Here is a 16,490-nt window from a genome sequence, read left to right as displayed (position 1 = left end):
TTAATGAATTTTTCGCCAGATTTTTTCTCCTTTTAGTCTTTCGAAATTCTTTGCCACTGAAGAAAAATCCAGGGTTTCTTTTGTTCCCAGTGCCAGATAACCGAATTTCTCCAGGCTGCTGTTGAATAGTTCAAAAACTTTATTCTGAAGCGCCCGGTCGAAATAAATGAGCACGTTTCGGCATAGAATGAGCTGAAACTCGTTGAAGGAATTATCTGTAACCAGGTTATGGGTAGAAAAGATAATTTTCGACTTCAGTTCATCTCTCAGTTTTCCCAGAGAATAATTTGCGGTGTAATAGTTCACAAACTGATCGCTCCCACCGGCTGCGATATAATTTTCTGTATAGAGTTTTATTTTGTTCAGCGGAATCATTGCCTGGCTTGCAGTGGCCACCACTTCGCTGTTAATATCTGTAGCATAAATCAATGATTTGTGAAGAAGATTGAGTTCCTTCAGAAATATGGCGACAGAATACGCTTCTTCGCCTGTGCTGCAGCCTGCCACCCAAATACGTATGAAAGGATAGGTGCCGAGCCGCGGCAGGATTTCGGTCCGTAAGGTTTTGTAAAAGGCCGGATCCCGGAACATTTCTGTGACATTAATCGTGATCTCCTCCAGAAAACGTTTGAAATACCCGGGCTCGGTTCTTATTTTATAGCGGTATTCAGCAAAACTTACAAATTTATCCATCTCATAAAGCCTCAGAATCCTTCGTTTCAGTGAGGCGCGGGAATATCCTGTAAAATCGTAGCCGTACACCTCCAGCACATCCGAGAGCAGGATTTCGATCAGTTCGTCGTTATGTTCGGATGATTTCAAAATTAATTGATTAATTGATTGAGTAAAGTCAGCAGTTCGTCCACATTCACGGGTTTACTGATATATCCGTCAGCACCTGCCTCCAGACATTTCTCTCGATCACCAGTCATTGCCTGGGCTGTAATTGCGATCACCGGAATGTTTTTCAGGATGTCGTCATTTTTTATTTTTCCAATGGCTTCGTATCCATCCATTTCCGGCATCATCATGTCCATCAGCACTGCGCCGATGTTGGTGTTTCCACTCAGCAATTCAAGTCCGTCAGCGGCACTTAAGGCTGAGATACACTGGTATTTTTTTGCTTTCAATACTGCCGAAAGCGCAAATATGTTTCTGCTGTCATCATCGATGATAAGGATTTCCTTTGTCTTATTCATAATCCGGAATTTTACATTTTATCGTAAAGCCAAACTCTCAATAAAGAAATCAGCTGATCGATGTCTACAGGTTTGGAAATATAATCTGAAGCGCCCACAGCGATGCATTTTTCACGGTCACCCATCATGGCTTTCGAGGTAACAGCGAGCACCGGCAGGTTTTTGAATTCCGGAAGGGTACGGATTTCCCGGATGCTTTCGTAGCCGTCCATTTCGGGCATCATCATATCCATCAGTACCACATCGATTGATGGGTCTTTTTTGAGGGCATTTAATGCCTCTTTACCATCCATCGCCGGAATCACTTTCATGCCGTGAAGTTCGAGCGCTTTTGTGAGTGAAAAAATATTACGTACATCATCGTCAGCGATAAGTACTGTTTTATCTTTCAAAATATTGCGCAGTTCGCTCAGATTTTCGAAACTTCCGTTCTGCTGTTTACTCTTTTTCGTTTTTTCTTCTACTAAATGCAGGAACAAACCAGCCTCATCAAGAATACGCTGATAAGAATATGCAGTTTTCACCACAATAGAATCCGCGTATTTCTTAATTCGGTTTTCTTCGCCCTGCGAAAGATTTTTACCGGTGAAGACAATGATAGGTAGGTCTTCCAGACCTTTATTCTGCTTTATGGTTTCCAGTGTGTCGTAGGCATTTCTGTCGGGCACGCCCATGTCAAGAATTACGCAGTCGATTTCGCGTTTATGAAGAGAATCTATACTGTCGGACACATTGTTTGCGATATCTGTCGTGATGTTATTAGCACTCAAAAAGTAGCTCAGGGCTTTGGCATGCTGCTCATTTTCTTCTACGATGAGAACTTTTTTAGGGCCTTTTGCAAGAACATTTTCAAGTTTGCTGAAGATTTCCTGCATCTGCTCTAAAGCGAACGGCTTGTTGATGAAATCTACGGCACCGCGCAGCAGACTTTCCTGACGGAATTTCATTGATGACATAATATGCACCGGAATCGGCTTTGTTGCAGGATCAGACTTTAAAGCTTCCATCACCTGCCATCCGTCCATAATCGGTAGCTGAATGTCGAGCAATATTGCAAGCGGTTTAAAATGTTGTGCCATTTCAATTCCTTCGTCGCCGCGCACTGCGACGATGACTTTGTAGTTTTTGGTACGTGAAAAGTCGACGAGAATTTTTGCAAAAGCGGTGTCGTCTTCAATGATGAGGATGACCTTGTCGCCAGACTGAATATTTTCCCTGTCATCATCAATTGATTCTGGAATTCTGTCGGAGATGTAACGCTCCGGCTGTTTTGGTTTCTCCGGAACTGGATAAACTGTAACTTCTTTTACAGGCTCGGGAGCTGAAAGTTGGGCTTTTTCTGAATCCACAGGAACTACGAGAGCAAATTCACTTCCTTTGCCTTCGGTGCTTGTGAGGGTTATTTCCCCGCCCAGAAGTCTTGCGAGTTCTCGGCTGATAGAAAGACCGAGTCCTGTACCGCCATATTTGCGCTGGGTAGATCCATCTGCCTGCTGGAAAGCTTCAAAAACGAGTCTCACTTTATCTTTGGCTATTCCGATACCGGTATCAATGACTTTAAAAATAACTTTCTCCTTTGTGTCATCTGCGTCGACGTGAAGCGTAATGCTTCCCTGAGAAGTGAATTTTATCGCGTTTGAAAGAAGGTTTTTAAGAATCTGTTCCAAACGGAGTTTATCGGTGCGGAGAATTTTTGCTGCTTCCGGCTGGGTTTCTATATTAAGTGCGAGGTTTTTATCTTTGGCCATCGGACTGAAAAGCATCCTCATGTCTGCCGTAATTTCATCTAATGGAACCTGATGGAATTCCAGAGTCATTTTTCCTGATTCAATTTTCGACAGATCCAGAATTTCATCTATGAGCGTTAATAATCCCTGCCCTGAACTCTGCATTACTTCAGCATATTCCACGTACTGTTCATCCAAATCTTCGCTTTCGGTCATCAGTTTTGAAAGCAGGAGAATTGAGTTCAGCGGAGTGCGCAATTCGTGAGACATGTTCGCAAGAAACTCAGATTTATATTTCGTGCTCTGCTCAAGTTCTATGGATTTCTGCTGAATATCAATATTTCTTTCTTCGATTAATGCATTTTTCTCTTCGAGCAGACTTGTCCTTTCCTCCAATTCCTGATTGCTCTGCAAGAGTTCTTCCTGCTGTACGCGAAGTTCTTCTTCAGAGGCTAAAAGTTTCTGAGACTGCGCTTCAAGTTCGGTATTAATATTTTCGAGTTCAGCATGCTGAGACTGCAGTTCTTCGGACTGGGCCTGTGTTTCCTCCAAAAGTTCCTGAAGTTTTATACGGCTTTGTGCACTGTAAAATGCCAGCCCGATATTGCCTGAAATCGCATTCAGAAACTCAAGCTGCAGCGGAGTGTAGGTGGCAGTAGTGCCCAGTTCTAACACACCGAGAGGAATATTGTATCTGGTAATCGGCACCGCCACAATGTTGCGGGGTTTAGTATTTCCTGTGGCAAAGCTGATGGTGGTTCCGTCATCCGGAATATCCTGAACAACAATTTGTTTTTTCGACTGAAATGCCTGTCCGGCGATCCCTTCTCCGATTTGCAATGCTCTTTTTGTATCCCGGTCGCTGAGTGCATAACTTCCTTCCAGATGAAGCAGGTTATCTTCCTGCTGTACATAGAGTGCAGCCACCTGGCTGCCGGTTTTGGAGGTAATAAGATCTAATATTTCTGCAGATAGTACACTGATATTTTTGTCGCCCATCATTCGGTCATTCAGTTGTGTGATGGAGGTGCTGAGCCATTCTTTTTCCTCCAGAGTATTGAATGAGGTTTTAAGGGAATCGGCCATGCGGTTGAGTGGGTCTGCAACATTGCCTAAACTTTCCTGTGCATTTTGGTCCAAGAGAATATCGTAATCACCATTAGAGATTTGCGCAGTTACTTTCTCAATAGCTAAAAGACGGTTAACGGTCTCGTCATTTTTCTTTTCGAGTTCAGTGGTAAGTTTATTTTTTTCGTTGAAATCCTGAAGAACTTTACGGAAAAACACCAAAGTAATTGTTAAGGACAACAAAGCGGAAATAATGATGAGCAGCGGCGTATACGATGCAAAAGTGTTCATGCTTTCAGTACGAGACTGCAGAATGGCTTCTTCTTCGGTCTGCATTGCTGCGACGGTAGCCCGAATATCATCCATGTGTTTCTTTCCGGCTAACAACTGCTCGGAAGTAACATCTGTATTGTTTATTTTATAGTTTAAGTTGCGGTCCAGAATCATGAGGCGGGCCTCAACACTTACCTTTAATTTCTCCAGATTCTGTGCCTGTTGGGGCGAATAGGTAATTTCGCTGTTAAGTTCCGTTACTGCCTGAGCAATTTTAGCTTTCGCATTATTATAAGGAGTGAGGAATGCCTGATCACCGGAAAGCAAATAACCGCGCTGCCCGGTCTCGGCGTCTTTAACAAGGGAAAAAACGTTGTTGATGTTTTTAATAGTATCGTTACTTTCGCGCACCATTCCAGAGCTGTCGATAAGATTTTTAATACTGATATAGGATGCTACAGAACTCATCAGTAAGAGGAGCAGCGATAGCCCAAGGCCGTAAAGAAGATTATTTCTAAAATTCATAAAAACTAATTATTGTTAATATCCTTTTCGGGATGTACCGGTATGTTAAAATAAAATTCAGATCCTTCGCCCGGCTCACTTTTTACGCCGATGCTGCCCTGATGTCTTTCGATAATTTCCTGACAAATATAAAGGCCGATTCCCAATCCCTGAAAACGTTCTGAGGTTTCCTCGACCCGGTAAAATTTATCGAAAATCTGAAGTTGATGTTCCTTAGCCATTCCGATGCCAAAATCCCTTACCGAAAAATAAATTTGCGACCCGCGCAGTTCGGAGGTAATATGTACCTCGTCGCTGTCCGGCGCATATTTAATTGCGTTGGTGATAAAATTTATGATGACCTGCTCGATCCGCATTTCGTCGCCAAAGATTTCGGTACTGATATGGCCGGTTCTGATGAGTCTGATGGCAGGGTTAGCCTGCTGCATCACCTCTATAATATGATCAAGAATATCATCGAATGAGAAATATCTTTTATTGAACTTAAGTTTGCCGCTTTCGATTTTGGAGATATCGAGGAGGTCAGCCACCAGAAGATTAAGTTTTTCAATCTGGTTCTGTACTTTGTGGAGTCTTATTTTTACGGTTTCCACATCATTTTTGTCAATACTTCTTTCGAGCAACTGTATATAACCTTTAATACTCGTCATTGGAGTTTTCAGTTCGTGACTGGCGATGCTTATAAACTCGTCTTTTTTTCTTTCGGCTTCTTTGCGGAATTCAATTTCCTCCAGGAGCTTGGTCTGCATTTCATTCAGTGCACGGCTCTGTTCGTAAATCCGGTAAAACGTTTTCACCTTCAGTAAGAGAACATTCATGTCCACAGGTTTACTGATATAATCCAAACCACCAGAGGAATACCCCCTTGTAATTAAATTTACATTGGCGCTCGCCGCAGAGAGAAAGATGATAGCGGTTTCTTTGGCTTTGCTGTACCCGGATATGGCTTCTGCTACTTCAAATCCGTCCATTCCCGGCATCTGTACATCCAGAATAATCAAAACGTAGGATTTTTTGAGGATTTTTTTTAGCGCTTCATCGCCAGATGAGGCGGTATCAACTTCGAAGCCGTTCTTTTCAAGAACTTTTTTCAGAGAAATAATGTTTTCCGGAGCATCATCAACAATCAGGATCATTTTATATTCAGTTTAATTACAGAAGTTGACAAATATACATTTTTTGAATTTTACATTTTTAAGGAAGGAGGTTAGTTTTTTGGGAGGTTGATGCCCTTAAACATTAAACTGGCGCAAGTGATGATCCGTATGTTTGTATACTAAAATCCCAATCTGTTCCTGCGTCACTTTACCAAAAAAATCGTGTACAAAATTAGGGTTATGAAAATGATCGTACTCAGAGAGCAACAAAATCCAGTCTGTTTTTCCTGCTACTACATCTCCATCTGTTACCGGGAATTTAAATTGTGCGGAGGTGGGAATGTTTCTGTCGAAAGGAGCACTGTCTTTAATCATTTTATTCAGCACTATTTTGCCGAATAACTTTCCCATGAAAACCTGTTTATAAATATCGGAGCCTTTACCAAGAATCCACTGGTTCCAGTAAATATTGTGTTTAAGCATTTGGTGAATATTCATTTTTCCCCATGCCGGTGTATGAAGTTCGGTAAGATTATCAATTCTCGTTATGAGTTGAGAACGGTAGCTGCTGTTAAAAATAGTTTCGTGAGTTTTCATACCGTATTAGTCTTTTATTATAATCAAAAATACATAAAATATTAAGCAAGTTATAACTGTGGTACTCTAAATTTACAGCATAATTTGTCTTTGATGGAATTTTTATTCCCTGACTGTTAATTGGTTATCCGTTGTAAACGACTGTAAACGGTAATAAGTGATTCATTACCGACTAAAATTTTGTAACCGTTGAATCTTTGCATCAGAGATTCGGGAAAAAATCAGTGAGACCCGTTTCTAATGTTTAATTAAAAATTTAAAGTCATGTCACTAAGAAACAAAGTTACCCTTATCGGTAGAACAGGAAAAGAAGTAGAAACCGTAAAATTCGAAAACGGAAAACTCGCAAAAGTAAGCCTCGCCACCAGCGACCACTACACGAATGCTCTGGGCGAAAAAGTTGAAGAAACCCAATGGCACAATCTGGTTGCCAATGGTAAACTTGCCGACATTATGGAGAAATATGTTGAGAAAGGAAAGGAGATCGCAGTAGAAGGTAAAATCGTTTACCGAAATTGGGATGATAAAGACGGAGTGAAACATTATATCACCGAAATCCGTGTAGAAGAGCTCGTGCTTCTTGGCGGTAAATAAAAATTGGTTCTTCCTCAAATTCTCTGCTTTGCTGCATTGACTTTGAGGAAGTTTTTTTAAACCTAAAAACACATAATCATGAAAGTAAAAGTTTTAAAAGTACGGTTGTCTGATAAATTTATTTACAGTGACCAGAAGATGCTGGATGTTTTCCTGGCAGAAAATAATGTGCTGAAATTTGAGTCTGCTTTCGTAAAAGAAGAAGAAGGCTACTGGTCTGTGATTCTCTATTACGAAGAACTGAAATCTGCTGTCAGCGATCATAAAACCCCGAAATATTCAGCGGAAAATGATTCAGAACTCAATCCTGACGAAATAAAAATCCTCGATTCGCTGAAACTCTGGCGCAGCGAAAAAGCCAAAGACCAGAATCTTCCGGTTTATTTTATTGCGAGCAATAAAGAACTGCTTTCCATCGCAAAATACAGGCCCGCAAAGAAGGAAGAACTCAGGGAGATTAAAGGTTTCGGAAAACATAAGATTGAAAATTATGGCGAAGAAATCATTGAAATTCTCGAAAGCGTATAAGTAGCGGCTTTGAAGACGAGACTCCGTCAAATCTCAAACTTTAGCGAAGTTTCGTAATATTCTGTCGATTTCCGTATTTTTGCAGCTCAAAGCAAATCAAAACTGCTTATCATAACCACGCATTATTACCCTATGAAGCCAAGCTTAGCAAAAGGAACCCGCGATTTTACCGCAAAGGAAGTCATCAACAGAAGAGCTATTATCAATACCTTGCAGAAGAATTTTGAACTTTTCGGTTTTCAGCCACTGGAGACACCAAGTTTCGAAAATCTCTCTACCCTTACCGGGAAGTATGGCGAAGAGGGCGACCGCTTGATTTTCAAGATCCTTAATTCAGGAGATTATGCTTCAAAAACAAATGATGAAGACTGGGATGCTAAAAATTCACAGAAACTAATTTCCCAGATTTCGGAAAAAGCGCTCCGTTATGATCTTACTGTGCCTTTCGCAAGATTTGTAGCAATGAATCACGGGCAATTGGTTTTTCCTTTCAAAAGATATCAGATTCAGCCTGTTTGGCGGGCAGACCGTCCACAAAAAGGAAGATTCAGAGAGTTTTATCAATGCGATGCGGATGTGGTAGGCAGCGAAAGTCTTTGGCAGGAAGTGGAATTAGTGCAGCTGTATCTCAAGTCTTTTAAGGAATTAAATATTCCGGTGACCATTCACCTGAACAACCGCAAGATCCTTTCCGGTTTAGCAGAATATGCGGGGATTTCTGAACAGCTTATCGACTTTACTGTGGCACTCGACAAGCTCGATAAAATAGGTAAAGATGGCGTAGTAAAGGAACTTCTGGAGAAAAATATCTCTCAGAACTCTATCAGCAAACTAGATTTTCTCTTTAGCCAGAGCGAAAACGCCCTGGAAAATGTTCTTCAGCTGAAAGAGAAATTTGAAGGCAACGAGGTGGGAACCCAAGGTGTTGAAGAACTCGAATTCGTACTGACTAAATGCATTGAATTAGGCATTTCTTCAGATAATATAAAATTTGATATAACTCTCGCAAGAGGACTAGATTACTATACCGGAGCTATATTTGAAGTAAAAGCCAATAATGTTGCGATGGGTTCGATTGGCGGCGGAGGACGTTACGATAATTTAACTGAAGTTTTCGGGGTGAAAAATATTCCGGGAATAGGTATTTCTTTCGGTCTCGACCGGATTTATCTGGTGATGGAAGAATTGGGTCTTTTTGCTGAAAATGAAGCAAGTTCAGTGAGGTTCCTCTTCGCAAATTATGGCGAAACAGAAGCTGTTGAGGCACTTAAAATTATCTCAAAACTCCGTGAGAACGGTATTTCTGCTGAGCTTTATCCCGAAGCAGCCAAACTGAAAAAACAGTTTGCTTATGCAGAAAAGAAGAGAATTCCGAACCTGATATTTTTTGGCGCAGAGGAAATCGTAGCCGGAAATATTACGGTAAAAAACCTCCTTAACGGAGAACAGGAAACTACTGTTCTTTCTGCTTTTCTGAAGGCAGATTAAAATTTATTAGGCGGATTAAATTTAAGACAAGTCAGAAATAATTGTCATTTCGCTAACTTTTTGGAATAATGATAGAGTATTTTGGCAAAAAAAGCTATATTTATATCGTTATCCTAAATAGAACACGATGGCATATATGATTCTTCCTGCTTTACTTACTGTAGCTTATATCGGTTATCTGGTTTATCTGTTTTTCTGGAAAAGAGATGTTATGAAGTTTCGCGCCGTGCTTTATCCGGGGCTTGTTTTCATTTCGATGTGGGCCCTGCTGTATTATTATTTCCTGAGATAATTTATCACCATTTCAATCTGAAAAAAATGTGGTGGATTTACGCTTTGCTCTCCGCGCTTTTTGCTGCACTTACTGCAATTTTTGCTAAAATTGGAGTTGAAAATGTAAACTCTAATTTGGCCACCGCAATCCGAACGGTCGTGGTATTAATCATGATTTGGCTGATTGTTATGTTTCGCAATGAGTATAAAGGAATTTCTGAATTATCGCAGAGAAACTGGTTTTTCCTGAGTATTTCAGGATTGGCTACGGGGCTTTCCTGGATTTTTTACTTTAAAGCGCTGCAGATGGGTGAAGTTTCGAAAGTCGCCGGGATCGATAAACTCAGTCTTGCACTAACTGTGATTTTCGCCATTATCTTTCTGGGCGAAACTTTAACCTGGAAAACCGCAGCAGGCGCAGGTTTAATTGTTATCGGAACTTTATTTTTAATATGGAAATAAAATCTGGATTCTATTTCTCTATCATTCACCATAAACTTATGATCATTAAATGGACAACTATCTAGACATCAACCGTAAATCCTGGAACGCCAAGGTAGAACCTCACCTGAAATCCGACTTTTATTTTGTAGATGAATTTATAAAAGGGAGAACTTCTCTCAATTCAATAGAACTTAATCTGTTAGGCGATGTTAGGGGCAAAGAAATCTTGCATCTTCAGTGTCATTTTGGGCAGGATTCTATTTCTCTTTCCCGAATGGGAGCAAAAGTTACCGGTATCGATCTGTCCGAAAAAGCCGTTGAAGCAGCTATAGAACTTTCCCAGCAATGTGGGACCGATACGCAATTTTTGGTCTCCGATGTCTATGAACTGCGTAAAATTCTTGAGAGGGAATTCGATATTGTTTACACAAGTTACGGAACTATCGGCTGGCTTCCGGATCTTGATAAGTGGGCCGAAGTAGTTTCTCACTTTCTGAAACCCGGCGGTAAATTTATTTTTGTTGAATTTCATCCATTTATATGGATGTATGATGACGATTTCACCCATCTTAAATACAGTTATTTCAACGAAATGCCCATTGTAGAAACTGCGGAAGGAACGTACGCGAATCAGTCCGCCGATCTGGTCCAGGATTATGTGATGTGGAATCATCCAACGTCTGAAGTGCTTAACAGTCTGCTTAATCAAAATTTAGCACTAAAGTCTTTTGATGAATACAACTGGTCGCCTTATGCATGTTTCCTCCATAATGACGAATTTGAAAAAGGAAAATACCATATTCCTCAACTCGGCAGCAAATGTCCGCATGTATTTTCTTTAGTTGCGGAAAAAAACGCGGATTAATACTGATAAAATTTTAAATAAGTCTGAAAATTTATGAGAAAAATTTGTATTATTGCAATCTCAATTTATGGTGGTAAAAGTACAGTCTTTAGAAATCTAAATTGAAAAGGGGGATTAGCTCATCTGGCTAGAGCGTTAGACTGGCAGTCTAAAGGTGGTCGGTTCGATCCCGATATCCTCCACCAAATGGGTTACAGTTTTCTGTAATCCATTTTTTGTGCTTAGTTCTTATTTCTGAAAAATTACTTCACGTTCTGTGGCCCAGGATGAAACCAAAATCGGGAAATTCATTTTCACTACAATTATAACTCTCAGTTTCTTATGCCCTAAAAATTACGTATTTTTGCAAATCCCAAAAATTGAAGTTTTGGGAGTATAAAAATGAAAGATTCTAAAGAATATATAGAAATTTACGGTGCCCGTGAGCACAACCTGAAAAATATTTCGGTTAAAATCCCGCGTAATGAACTCGTAGTAATTACCGGATTATCAGGCAGCGGAAAATCTTCCCTGGCTTTCGATACTATATTTGCAGAAGGGCAGCGCAGGTATATCGAAACCTTCTCCGCCTACGCAAGACAGTTTCTGGGTGGCCTTGAAAGACCAGATGTCGATAAAATCGATGGGCTTTCTCCCGTAATCGCTATTGAACAGAAAACCACGAATAAAAACCCGCGTTCTACCGTAGGAACCGTTACCGAACTTTACGATTATCTCAGGTTGCTTTTTGCCAGAGTCTCGGATGCGTACTCCCTGAATTCCGGCAAGAAACTCGTGAGTTATACGGAAGAGCAAATTATCTACGTCATTAAAGAAAATTATAAAGGGGAAAAAGTGATGTTACTGGCGCCAGTCGTGAGATCGCGGAAAGGACATTATCACGAACTTTTTATACAGATGTCGAAGAAAGGCTATGGCCAGGCGAGAATCGACGGTGAACTGCAGGATATTGAGGCTGATTTAAAACTCGACCGTTATAAAACCCATGATATCGATATTGTTATCGACCGCTGGATTATCGGGGAAAACGCCTCCGAAAGTCGCATGGAAAAATCCCTGCGAACCGCCATGCAGATGGGTGAAGGAATAATAGGAATTCAGAAACTCGGAGGAGAGGACATCGAATATTTTTCAAAAAACCTGATGGATTCAGAAAGTGGTCATTCTCTGGCTTTGCCGGAACCCAATACCTTTTCCTTCAATTCACCGAAAGGGAGCTGTCCGTACTGCAAAGGACTAGGCACCGTAAAAAAGGTAAATACCGATTATTTTGTAGAAAACCCAAAGCTTTCCATCAACCAGGGAGGTTTGCTGCCATTGGAAGACATCAAGTCCAACAAATGGATTCTCGGTCAGATTAAAAATATCCTCGAAATTTTCGGTCTCGGACTGGCGACGCCTTTTAAAGATATTCCTGCCGAAGCGCTTGATTATATTTACAACGGCTGTCACAAGGAATTCAGCAAAGACCTCAAATACGCGGGAATTACGAAGAAAATTAAGGTTAATTTCGACGGATTGGTTTCCCTGATCAACGAGATGATAGAGGACAAGGAAAGTTATGACGCGATTCTCCTCGAAAGACATTTTACGACTGAAGAAACCTGTCCTGAATGTAAAGGGACGCGGTTGCAGCCTTCAAGTTTAAGTTTTAAAATCGACGGTAAGAATATCGCTGAAATCAACGGTCTCTCTTTGCTTGATTTAATGGATTGGCTGAATGATGTTGAAGACAAGTTCAGCGAGAAAAATAAAGTCATCGCACATGAAATTCTCAAAGAAATTAAAACCCGCCTTCAGTTTCTGCTGGATGTTGGCTTGGATTATCTGAGTCTCAGCCGAAGTTCTCGAACCCTGTCGGGGGGAGAATCCCAACGGATCCGGTTGGCAACACAGATTGGTTCTCAGTTGGTGAATGTACTTTATATTCTTGATGAACCTTCAATCGGGCTTCATCAACGTGATAACGAAAGACTCATTAATTCCCTTAAAAACCTGAGGGATATCGGAAATTCTGTGATTGTTGTGGAACATGACAAAGACATGATTCTGGAAGCGGATGAGGTTTTGGATATTGGGCCACGTGCCGGTAAATTCGGTGGTGAAATCCTCTGGCAGGGCAAACCAAAAGATTTACTGAATGCTGATACGGTAACTGCAGATTATATGACGGGAAAACGCAAAATAGAAATTCCAGAAAAGAGACGTGAAGGCAACGGTAAATCAATTTTGCTTAAAGGCGCTACAGGCAACAACCTTAAAAATGTAAACCTGGAAATTCCTTTGGGAAAACTTGTAGTTGTTACGGGGATTTCAGGAAGCGGAAAGTCTTCGCTTATCAACGGAACGTTATATCCGATCCTTAACCGCCATTTTTACAGAGCCGTGCAGGAGCCGTTGCCTTATAAGAAAGTTGAAGGAATTGATCATATCGATAAAATTGTTGATGTAGATCAGGCGCCGATTGGCAGAACTCCGCGTTCTAATCCGGCCACTTATACCGGTATGTTTACTGACATACGGAATCTTTTTGCGGAACTTCCGGAGTCTAAAATCCGCGGTTACAAAGCCGGCAGATTTTCTTTCAATGTTAAAGGCGGAAGATGCGAAACCTGTCAGGGGGGCGGTTTGAAGGTGATTGAAATGAACTTCCTTCCCGATGTATATGTACATTGTGAAACCTGTAATGGCAAACGTTTCAACAGAGAAACCTTGGAAGTCCGCTATAAAGGAAAATCGATTTCCGATGTGCTGGAAATGACTATTGATGAAGCGACCGAATTCTTCCAGCCGATCCCTAAAATCTACGCAAAAGTGAAAACGCTGCAGGATGTTGGGCTAGGGTATATCACGCTGGGGCAACAGTCTACAACGCTTTCCGGCGGTGAAGCACAGCGGATTAAACTGGCAACCGAGCTGGCAAAAAGACAGACCGGCAACACGCTCTATATTCTGGATGAACCTACCACAGGACTGCATTTTGAAGATGTAAAAGTGCTGATGGAAGCCATTAATAAACTCGTGGATTTGGGGAACTCTTTCATTATTATCGAGCATAATTTGGATGTTATTAAACTTGCCGACCATATTATCGATATCGGTATGGAAGGCGGTAATAAAGGCGGAGAAATTATTGCCAAAGGAACTCCGGAGGAAGTCGCCCGATCGAAAAAAAGCCTTACTGCGAAATTTCTTAAGCGGGAACTTGAGTAAATATATATATAAATAATATTAAAAGACCGGAACTCAGTTTCCGGTTTTTGTTTTAATTTTATCGGTGATAATCAGCAGTAAAATATTTAAGGATGAGTTACGAGATTCGGAATATGCAGGCCGGCGACAGCGCCAGAGTAATTGAAATTTTCGAGGAGGGAATTGCAGGCGGCAATGCAACATTTGATTTGGATGCCCCTTCCTGGGAAGCCTGGGATGCCAAATTTGTCAACCACTGCCGGCTTGTGCTGGAAAATGAAAATGAGGAAATCCTTGGGTGGGCAGCACTGCAGCCTATCAGCAGCCGGGACTGTTTTAAAGGTGTTGCAGAAGTAAGTATTTACCTCGGGAATCCAGCGCAGGGCAAAGGTCTTGGATCGATGCTGCTGAAGAAGCTGATTCTGGCAAGCGAAGAACATGGATTCTGGATGCTTCAGGCAGCAATTTTTCCGGAAAACCGCCCGAGCATCATCATTCATGAAAAATTCGGTTTCAGGAGGGTGGGGAATCGTGAGAAATTTGGGCAGATGAACGGGGTTTGGCGAGACGTGGTATTGCTGGAGCGCCGTAGCAAAACTGTAGGAATTTAAATAAATTTCATTCTGGGGCACAATAAAACTTAAAGTTTGGCATTAGTATTGAGATGTTATGTTAAATTATTAAATTTTTAAAAATGAAAAATCTATTTAAAATAATAGCAGCCGCAGGGCTTGCTTTTACTTTAGCCTCCTGTGGTGCTGCTAATGATGTTTACGGAAACAATTATCCAAACAATTATCCCAACGGTGGTGTTTACAGAACTCCGGACGGAACGGTTTACAGACAGGGTGATGTGTACCGTGACCGAAACGGAAACGTTTACCAGAACGGCAGGGTTGTAAGAACAGGTGATGTTTACGGCAGACCGGGAATCATTACCAGAAGCGGAGACAACAGAGGTAACTATCCGCGTAACAATCAAAACCTGCCACCGGGACAGGCCAAGAAGGTCTATGGCGGAAGCGCTAAAGATTACGCGCCGGGCCAGGTAAAAAAAAGAAATGCTAACTGGAGTAACAACCGTAATGTGGACTGGCGATATGATGATGACAAGAAAAACACCAAAGATTACCGAAAGTTCAGTGAAAAGTCTGACAAAAACAATAAAAAATTCAAGAAAGGGAAAGGCAAACGTAATGATTAACAGCTGTTAAAAGAAAAATGGCGGGAAAATTTCCCGCCATTTTATGTATAAGATTTTTCTTATTTATCGATGGAACCCAGTACTTTCTGGGCAAAACCGTTCAGTGCATCCCTTTCCGTCATTCCGTTATTTACGTTGCTGTGAACTTCCAGCGCTCCGCAAATATTGGTAATTAATTCACCCGCAACATTTAAGTCTTCTTCAGTAGTTCCTCGGAATTCTGTAAACGCCTCTAATACTTCTAAAGTTTTTTCAAGGTTTTCAGCACTTTGGGTCTGATAAAACTGTCGGATTATTGGTAGTTTCATTAATTTAATTCTTTAAAAAGATTAATAAGACTTTCTGCCTGGTTGGTCTGAACCTGATTAACCAATTCGCCGTTTTTAAAAATGGCAAACGTTGGCAGATTGTCGACTTTCGCCAGCTTTCTGCTTTCCGGAAGTTTTTCTGCATCTACATAATAGAACGGAATGTCTTCGTTTTCGGCAGCAAGTTTCTTGAACTTCGGCTTCATAATTCTGCAGTTGCCACACCATGTTGCACCGTACTGTACAACCACTTTTTCATTATCTGCAACAATCTGCTGCAAGGCATCTTCTGTTAATTCTGTGTACATTTCAGTTGTTTTTAATTAGTTTTGGTGATTTGCAAGGTATTCAGCAGTTGAAGCTCTGTTAGCCTGCATTGCTTCTTTACCTTCTTCCCAGTTTGCAGGGCAAACTTCACCATGTTTCTGAACGTGCGTGTAAGCATCAATCAGTCGTAAGAATTCTTTTACATTTCTTCCTAAAGGCATATCGTTAACCGCTTCGTGGAAGATTTTTCCTGTTTCATCAATCAGATAAGTTGCTCTGTAAGTAACGTTCGAACCTGTAAAGATTTCGTTTCCTTCTGCATCATATTCGAAATCCTGATCTACGATTCCCAGGATATTTGCCAGTTGTCTGTGCGTATCTGCAAGTATTGGATAGGTAACTCCTTCGATTCCGCCGTTTTCTTTTGCGGTGTTCAACCACGCGAAGTGCACTTCGTTGGTGTCGCAAGATGCGCCGATCACTTTGGTATTTCTTTTTTCGAATTCTCCTAAAGCATCCTGAAACGCGTGAAGTTCAGTTGGGCAAACGAAAGTAAAATCTTTCGGGTACCAGAATAAAAGAACTTTCTGTTGGTTTTTGGTAGCTTCTTCAAAGATATTGATGATTAAATCATCACCCATTTCGCTCATTGCATCAATCCCAATATTTGGGAATTTTTTTCCTACTAAAGACATATTATTTGGTTTTAAATTTCAACACTGCAAAAGTACTGTATTTTTATCAATTAAAAAATGATTTTTGATTTATAAAATCTATCACGTGTAATATTTCAATAAAAAGAATCTTTAATGTTGCTTTGAAGTTGGTTACAATTTCAAAA

Annotated in this window: 17 protein-coding genes and 1 tRNA gene; 10 read left to right on the top strand and 8 right to left on the bottom strand. The window is 40.9% G+C overall.

Annotated elements, in window-relative coordinates:
• The 5 genes from KTV93_RS03425 to KTV93_RS03405 all read right to left on the bottom strand — a co-directional run bounded on the left by KTV93_RS03425 (position 1) and on the right by KTV93_RS03405 (position 6,486).
• On the bottom strand, positions 1-822 hold the full coding sequence (locus KTV93_RS03425) for a CheR family methyltransferase (RefSeq protein ID WP_317206443.1): 822 nt from the start codon (positions 820-822) through the stop codon (positions 1-3).
• Positions 823-824: 2 nt separating this feature from the next.
• Entirely contained in the window at positions 825-1,199 is a 375-nt protein-coding gene (locus KTV93_RS03420) for a response regulator (RefSeq protein WP_218249927.1), read from the bottom strand.
• A gap of 11 nt (positions 1,200-1,210) precedes the next feature.
• A complete protein-coding gene (locus KTV93_RS03415; protein ID WP_218249926.1) occupies positions 1,211-4,792 on the bottom strand; it encodes a response regulator in 3,582 nt (1,193 codons plus the stop codon).
• Positions 4,793-4,797: 5 nt separating this feature from the next.
• On the bottom strand, positions 4,798-5,928 hold the full coding sequence (locus KTV93_RS03410) for an ATP-binding response regulator (RefSeq protein ID WP_218249925.1): 1,131 nt from the start codon (positions 5,926-5,928) through the stop codon (positions 4,798-4,800).
• 96 nt (positions 5,929-6,024) lie between these two features.
• Positions 6,025-6,486: a hypothetical protein gene (locus tag KTV93_RS03405; protein ID WP_218249924.1), complete on the bottom strand. Its 462-nt coding sequence runs from the start codon at positions 6,484-6,486 to the stop codon at positions 6,025-6,027.
• Positions 6,487-6,750: 264 nt separating this feature from the next.
• On the opposite strand from KTV93_RS03405, the gene KTV93_RS03400 reads away from it, so the two are divergent.
• From KTV93_RS03400 to KTV93_RS12570, 10 genes are all read left to right on the top strand, one after another.
• The gene (locus KTV93_RS03400) at positions 6,751-7,080 is read left to right on the top strand and encodes a single-stranded DNA-binding protein (protein ID WP_218249923.1); all 330 of its coding nucleotides are present in this window, start codon (positions 6,751-6,753) and stop codon (positions 7,078-7,080) included.
• Positions 7,081-7,158: 78 nt separating this feature from the next.
• Complete coding sequence (locus KTV93_RS03395; RefSeq protein ID WP_218249922.1) at positions 7,159-7,608, top strand: HRDC domain-containing protein; 450 nt, start codon at positions 7,159-7,161, stop codon at positions 7,606-7,608.
• Positions 7,609-7,740: 132 nt separating this feature from the next.
• Entirely contained in the window at positions 7,741-9,096 is a 1,356-nt protein-coding gene (gene hisS, locus KTV93_RS03390) for a histidine--tRNA ligase (protein ID WP_218249921.1), read from the top strand.
• 127 nt (positions 9,097-9,223) lie between these two features.
• Positions 9,224-9,388: a hypothetical protein gene (locus KTV93_RS03385; protein ID WP_218249920.1), complete on the top strand. Its 165-nt coding sequence runs from the start codon at positions 9,224-9,226 to the stop codon at positions 9,386-9,388.
• 26 nt (positions 9,389-9,414) lie between these two features.
• Positions 9,415-9,831, top strand: a complete 417-nt coding sequence (locus KTV93_RS03380; RefSeq protein WP_218249919.1) for an EamA family transporter — start codon at positions 9,415-9,417, stop codon at positions 9,829-9,831.
• A gap of 49 nt (positions 9,832-9,880) precedes the next feature.
• A complete protein-coding gene (locus KTV93_RS03375) occupies positions 9,881-10,678 on the top strand; it encodes a class I SAM-dependent methyltransferase (protein ID WP_218249918.1) in 798 nt (265 codons plus the stop codon).
• Between the two features lie 108 nt (positions 10,679-10,786).
• A tRNA-Ala gene (locus tag KTV93_RS03370) sits at positions 10,787-10,863 on the top strand.
• 196 nt (positions 10,864-11,059) lie between these two features.
• Positions 11,060-13,891 carry an excinuclease ABC subunit UvrA gene (gene uvrA / locus KTV93_RS03365; RefSeq protein ID WP_218249917.1) on the top strand — a complete coding sequence of 944 codons (2,832 nt, stop codon included), beginning with the start codon at positions 11,060-11,062 and terminating at the stop codon, positions 13,889-13,891.
• Positions 13,892-13,983: 92 nt separating this feature from the next.
• Positions 13,984-14,481, top strand: coding sequence for a GNAT family N-acetyltransferase (locus tag KTV93_RS03360; protein WP_218249916.1), 498 nt, complete (start codon positions 13,984-13,986; stop codon positions 14,479-14,481).
• 83 nt (positions 14,482-14,564) lie between these two features.
• Positions 14,565-15,074: an LptM family lipoprotein gene (locus tag KTV93_RS12570; protein ID WP_230259193.1), complete on the top strand. Its 510-nt coding sequence runs from the start codon at positions 14,565-14,567 to the stop codon at positions 15,072-15,074.
• 59 nt (positions 15,075-15,133) lie between these two features.
• On the opposite strand, the gene KTV93_RS03350 is transcribed toward KTV93_RS12570, so the two are convergent.
• Genes KTV93_RS03350 through KTV93_RS03340 form a run of 3 tightly spaced genes read right to left on the bottom strand, consistent with a single transcriptional unit; the run spans position 15,134 to position 16,344 of the window.
• A complete protein-coding gene (locus KTV93_RS03350; protein ID WP_218249915.1) occupies positions 15,134-15,382 on the bottom strand; it encodes a DUF6952 family protein in 249 nt (82 codons plus the stop codon).
• The gene (locus tag KTV93_RS03345) at positions 15,382-15,690 is read right to left on the bottom strand and encodes a thioredoxin family protein (RefSeq protein WP_218249914.1); all 309 of its coding nucleotides are present in this window, start codon (positions 15,688-15,690) and stop codon (positions 15,382-15,384) included. The genes KTV93_RS03350 and KTV93_RS03345 overlap by 1 nt, the downstream gene beginning before the upstream one ends.
• Positions 15,691-15,705: 15 nt before the next feature.
• Complete coding sequence (locus tag KTV93_RS03340) at positions 15,706-16,344, bottom strand: peroxiredoxin (protein ID WP_218249913.1); 639 nt, start codon at positions 16,342-16,344, stop codon at positions 15,706-15,708.
• Positions 16,345-16,490 lie beyond the last annotated feature (146 nt).

This window comes from Kaistella faecalis, assembly GCF_019195395.1.
GTDB lineage: Bacteria > Bacteroidota > Bacteroidia > Flavobacteriales > Weeksellaceae > Kaistella > Kaistella faecalis.
The sequence above is the reverse complement of the archived record's forward strand: the minus strand, read 5'-3'. Positions and strand labels throughout refer to the sequence as shown.